This is a genomic window from Sphingomonas sp. LH128, from assembly GCF_000293195.2.
In the GTDB taxonomy this organism is placed as follows: Bacteria; Pseudomonadota; Alphaproteobacteria; order Sphingomonadales; family Sphingomonadaceae; genus Novosphingobium; species Novosphingobium resinovorum_A.
In genome coordinates, this window is record NZ_ALVC01000649.1 from 1 (window position 1) to 4988 (window position 4988).

The window sequence follows — 4988 nt, forward strand, 5'->3', positions numbered from 1 at the left end:
TTCGGCCGCCAGCCCGAGGGCGACCTGTTCCCCTGGGAGCGCACCGATCTCGCCGATGCGCTGAAGGCCGCGCTGGCCTGATGACGGCGCGTCTCCTCCCTGTCGCGCAGCGATGGGGAGGTGGCAGCGCGAAGCGCTGACGGAGGGGGTTCTCCCCCTCCACACCCGCTGCGCGGGCGGTCCCCCTCCCCATCGCTGCGCGACAGGGAGGACAAGCGCGAAGGGCGTGGCAGCCTGAACCGCCACGCCCCCGCTGCTCAGGCATCGGTCCTAGAGGGTCTCAGACCGCGCCGAGCGCGTGCTCTCCGGCCTCGCCCTGCTTGATGGGCTTGCCGGTCAGGAGCTTGAAGGCGCCCTTGAGGCCCATTTCCGAAGTCCAGACTTCGGCATCCTCGATCTCGAAACGCAGCATTACGACCGAAGCGTCGGCCTTGCCGGCGGGAAACCATGCCTCGACGGCGTTGTTCCAGTGCTTGTCGCGCACGGCCGGATCGGTTTCCTCGACCAGCGTACCGTCGATGCAGGCGAAGACCTCGTGCCCCCGCGTCATCACCTGACCCATCGCCTTGCCGCCGCCGCCGATGCGGTTGTCACGCTTGGTGAAGAACCAGATCGCGTGATGGGCGTCCTTGTCGAGCTGTGCCGTCATCGGCTCGGCGTGGGCATGTCCGCCCTGAAGGCTCATCATGATGAACGGGCTGGTCTGGAACGCTTTCCAGAAATGCTCGCGGATGTCCTTGTCCATGGTCCGTCTCCGTTATGGTTGATCGAGAAGGCAACGCGCCGCCGGGATCGGGCGTTCCCCCGCGTTCGCCGCAGGGGAGGCCCGAGCCGGCGTATTGCCGGCTTTATTCGCGCGCATCGCCGGGCAGTTCCTTTTCGGCCGTCGCCAGTTCCTTCGGCTTGCGCTTCTCGAACACTTCGGCGAGTTCCTTCTCGGTTTCGGCCGAGAGCTTTTCCGCCGCTTCGGGGAACATCTCCTCCTCTTCCTCGTCGATGTGGTGGAGGTAGCGGTGGCGCATTTCCTTGAACTTGGTCAGCCACGCGGACGAACTCATGTCGATCTCGAACAGTTCGCCGAGGAAGTCGTCGATTTCCTTGTGCTCGGACACCGAGTGGCGGGCCTCGTCGCGCAGGTCCGGGTTGCCGAGCATCGTCGCGTAGAGCGATTCCTCCTCGGCGGCGGCGTGGGCCTGGAGTTCCTTGCGCAAGGCTTCGAACAGGTCCTTGCGCTCGTCGCTGGCGCCCTGAGTCTCGCCGAGCTGCTCGAGGAGCTTGCGATGCTTGTCGTGGTCGGCCTTGAGATCGCGGAAGATGCGTGCGTCTGCCATGGGTGTCTCCTGTGGTTTGTCTTTGCAGGAAGGAACGGCGGGATCGCGTTCCGGTTTCCGACAACCCGTTTGCCCCCCCGTGCGTTCTCGAAAGGGAGAGACAACGGACAAGACCCCATGCTGATGACGCGCCAGACGATTTCGCGCCTGAAATTCGCCGATGACGGCGCCCCCGGAATCACCCGCAAGCCGGTGCGCGGCAGCAAGTGGGCCTACTTCGATGCGGACGGAGCGCGGATAAAGGATCGCCTCGAGATCGACCGGCTCAACGCCATCGCCCTGCCGCCCGCCTACGAGCGGTGCTGGTTCTCGGCCGACCCCGATGTCCACCTGCTGGCGACGGGCTACGACGCGCGCGGGCGCAAGCAGTATCGCTATCATCCCGACTGGCGCCAGTCGCGCGAGGCCATGAAGTTCGACCGCTGCGCCCTGTTCGGTGATGCGCTGCCGGTGCTGCGGGCGCGGGTGGACGCGGACATCGCTTCACGCAAGCTGACGCGCGAGCGGGCGATCGCCTCGGTCGTGGCGCTGCTCGATACCGGGGCGATCCGGGTGGGGAACGAGTGCTACGCCAAGGCCAACAAGAGCTTCGGCGCGACCACCCTGCGCAACCGGCACGCGAAGATAGAGCGCGGCGCGCTGATGCTGCGCTTCAAGGGCAAGTCGGGCAAGCTGCAGCAGATCACCTGCGACGATCCCGGCCTCGTGCGCTGTGTGCGCAAGATGCAGGACCTGCCCGGCCAGCACTTGTTCCAGTACGTCGACGAGGAGGGCGAGGCGATTCCCGTCCACAGCCACGACGTCAACGCATACCTTGCCGAGACGATGGGCGAGGGCTTCACCGCCAAGCACTTCCGGACATGGGCGGCGAGCACGATGGCCTTCGCGATGCTGGTCGGGAACCCCGGCCTGTCATTGCGGGCGATGCTGGACGAGGTTGCGCAGTGCCTCGGCAATACGCCCGCGATCGCGCGGAAGTCCTACGTCCACCCGGACGTGATCGCGGCGGCCAAGGGCGATCGGGGCGCACCCGAGGTGCCCGAAAGCCTGCCGCGCAAGACCCGCTGGATGAGCCGCGAGGAGCGCGGGTTGCTGGCGTTTCTCACTTCGTCGTCCCAGACTTGATCCGGGACCGGTGGCTGTCTTTAGGCGCGTCATGTCGCGGGGGCTTCGACAAGCTCATCCTGACCCTTCGACAAGCTCAGGGTGAGCGGAGTTAGTGTAATGCCTCTCAAACCCGCTCAGGCTGAGCTTGTCGAAGCCCCCGCAGTCTCAGCGCGACGACGTCCGGTAAGCCCCCAATGTTCCGATCAGCACCAGCACGCCGACGAGCGCCACGCCCGAGCAAGCAAGCGCAAGATCGGAATTCCCGGTCGCGTCCACCATCCACCCGAACAGCGGCGGACCGAACGCGGCGCCGAGGCTGAACAGGCCGAGGATGGCGCCGTAGGTCGCTCCGTAGTTTTCCAGTGCGGCGTAGCGGCTGGTGAAATAGGCGAGCATGTCCACTTCCGCTCCGGCCGCGAGGCCGAGCAGCAGCGCGGCCGGGATTGCGGGGCCGTCGAGCCACAGGATCACGCAGGCGATCACCGGCGAGGTCAGGAACAGCACGGCCACGCGCGGGGCGTGGAAGCGGTCGAACAGCCAGCCGACGAAAGCGCGGGCGAAGACCACCGCGATGCCGATGAAGGCGGCCACTCCGGCGGCCTGCGCGGGCGGCACGCCCCGGTCCACCAGCATCGGCACGAGATGGACGATCAGCGCCGCGACGATGACGCCCAGCAGGAAGCCGATCAGGGCGATTTGCAGCGTCTTGCGGGTGATCTCGATGCTGCCGCGCTCGCGCCTGTCGTTGGCGACGCGCTCTCCGCGCCCGGTCAGGAGGCTGACGGGGATGCCGATCACGGCAATCACGATGGCGATGGCATGGAGGCCGGTGCGCCAGCCCTGCACCGCGATCACCGGGCCGAGCAATGCGGGCGCGAGGATCGCCGCCATGCCGGAGCCCGTCAGCATCAGCCCCAATGCGAAGCCGCGCCCGGCATCGAAGCGCAGCGAGACGACGCGTGCCCAGATCGCCGGGGTCGTTCCGCAGCCCGCCAGAGAGACGAGCAGCCACAGGCCGTACCACGCGGTCAGCGACGGCCCGGTCTCGGCCAGCGCCACTAGGGCAAGCGGCGTGGCCAGATAGCTGGCGATGGCGATGGTGCGGTTGCCGAAGCGGTCGGCAAGGCGCCCCACGACAGGGGCGGAGAGGAAGATGCCCAGTTGCTGGAACGTCGCCGCGCCCGAGACTTCGGCGCGGGTCCAGCCGAACTCGGCCTGAAGCGGCGTCACGAACAGCCCCAGTGCGTAGAACCCCACGCCCATCATCCCCACCCCGATCGCCAGCGCGGCGGCAAGGACGGTCGGCCATCCGGCGGCCAGTTCGCTGCGGGCGGTAAGCGAGGGTGACGCAAGGGTGCTCATGGTCGCAGTGGTGCCATGGATCGGCGCGGTTGTGCAGATGCGAGATGGCGGGAGATCGCAGGGCGAATATCCGTGCGGCGTGTGCGGCGGGGGCTTCGACAGGCTCAGCCTGAGCGGAATTGATAGGGCATTACGCTACTCCCGCTCACCCTGAGCTTGTCGAAGGGTCAGGCACAGCCTCTCGAAGCCCCATCGGCAAAGCGCCCCCTTACCTACGAAGGAATTGGAAACCCGCCCGTCCCGCAGTAAGGAACGCGCATGAACCAGGCACCCATTCTCGTCATCACCACCGGCGGCACCATCGACAAGCAGTACTTCGACGCGCTGAGCGAGTACCAGATCGTCGAGAGCGTGATCGGCAAGCTGCTGGCCACCGCCCGCGTGGCGCATCCGTTCCGCGTCGTCGAACTGCTGCGCAAGGACAGCCTCGAACTCACCGACGAGGACCGCGCGCTGATCGCCGCGACGGTCGCCGGGGCGCCGGAAAGCCATGTTGTCATCACCCATGGCACCGACACCATGACCGACACCGCCGCCGCGCTCGCCCATATCGAGGGCAAGACCGTGGTAATGTGCGGCGCCATGCAGCCCGCCCGTTTCGCCGAGAGCGACGCGGCATTCAACCTGGGCATGGCGTTCGGCTGCTGCCAATCGGCCGGCCCGGGCATCTGGATCACCATGAGCGGCACCGTGTTCGACGCGCTGAAGGTCCGCAAGGACCGCGAGGCCGGCAAGTTCGTCGCGCGCTGAGGGCAGTTCTTGCGTATTTAACGTCGTCATTCCCGCGAAGGCGGGAACCCATCTCCCGACGTTTCGTGGTGCACTGGCATCAGATGGGTCCCCGCTTTCGCGGGGATGACGAAAGTGCTGCGCGCGGCCCCGAGCGCATGGACAGCGGCCGCTCTCACACAAATTTAACCACTGCAATCGTTGCGACAGGCCGGGTCTAGGGACAGCTCCCTAGGTCTGGCTTCGCAGGTCGATAACCGCCCCGGTGTACCCCTCGTCGGGTACGGGGGCCGCAGCGCGGTTTCCGGCGCTCCACCCGGAGGCCGTGGCTGCAACGAAGTTCAAGCTCGTTCGGCATCACGTCTCCCGCAGGACAGGACACGCGATGCTGGCGACGCCGATGACGACAACCGACATCCACGCGCCGCTGGTCCATGCCCCGATCGCCGCGCTGATCGT

Annotated in this window: 5 protein-coding genes; 2 read left to right on the forward strand and 3 right to left on the reverse strand. The window is 66.9% G+C overall.

All coding sequences use genetic code 11. The annotated features are described in order from the left end of the window. Nucleotides 1-280: 280 nt before the first annotated feature. Complete coding sequence (locus LH128_RS30980) at nucleotides 281-745, reverse strand: pyridoxamine 5'-phosphate oxidase family protein (protein ID WP_008833644.1); 465 nt, start codon at nucleotides 743-745, stop codon at nucleotides 281-283. A 103-nt stretch (nucleotides 746-848) separates the two neighbouring features. Further along, nucleotides 849-1331: a hemerythrin domain-containing protein gene (locus LH128_RS30985; protein ID WP_008833645.1), complete on the reverse strand. Its 483-nt coding sequence runs from the start codon at nucleotides 1329-1331 to the stop codon at nucleotides 849-851. 117 nt (nucleotides 1332-1448) lie between these two features. Here LH128_RS30985 and LH128_RS30990 point away from each other — a divergent pair, with 117 nt between their 5' ends. Next, nucleotides 1449-2456: a DNA topoisomerase IB gene (locus LH128_RS30990; protein WP_008833646.1), complete on the forward strand. Its 1008-nt coding sequence runs from the start codon at nucleotides 1449-1451 to the stop codon at nucleotides 2454-2456. 147 nt (nucleotides 2457-2603) lie between these two features. On the opposite strand, the gene LH128_RS30995 is transcribed toward LH128_RS30990, so the two are convergent. Continuing rightward, nucleotides 2604-3800, reverse strand: coding sequence for an MFS transporter (locus tag LH128_RS30995; RefSeq protein WP_008833647.1), 1197 nt, complete (start codon nucleotides 3798-3800; stop codon nucleotides 2604-2606). Between the two features lie 258 nt (nucleotides 3801-4058). Here LH128_RS30995 and LH128_RS31000 point away from each other — a divergent pair, with 258 nt between their 5' ends. Then, on the forward strand, nucleotides 4059-4550 hold the full coding sequence (locus LH128_RS31000) for an asparaginase domain-containing protein (protein ID WP_008833648.1): 492 nt from the start codon (nucleotides 4059-4061) through the stop codon (nucleotides 4548-4550). The last annotated feature ends 438 nt before the right edge of the window (nucleotides 4551-4988 follow it).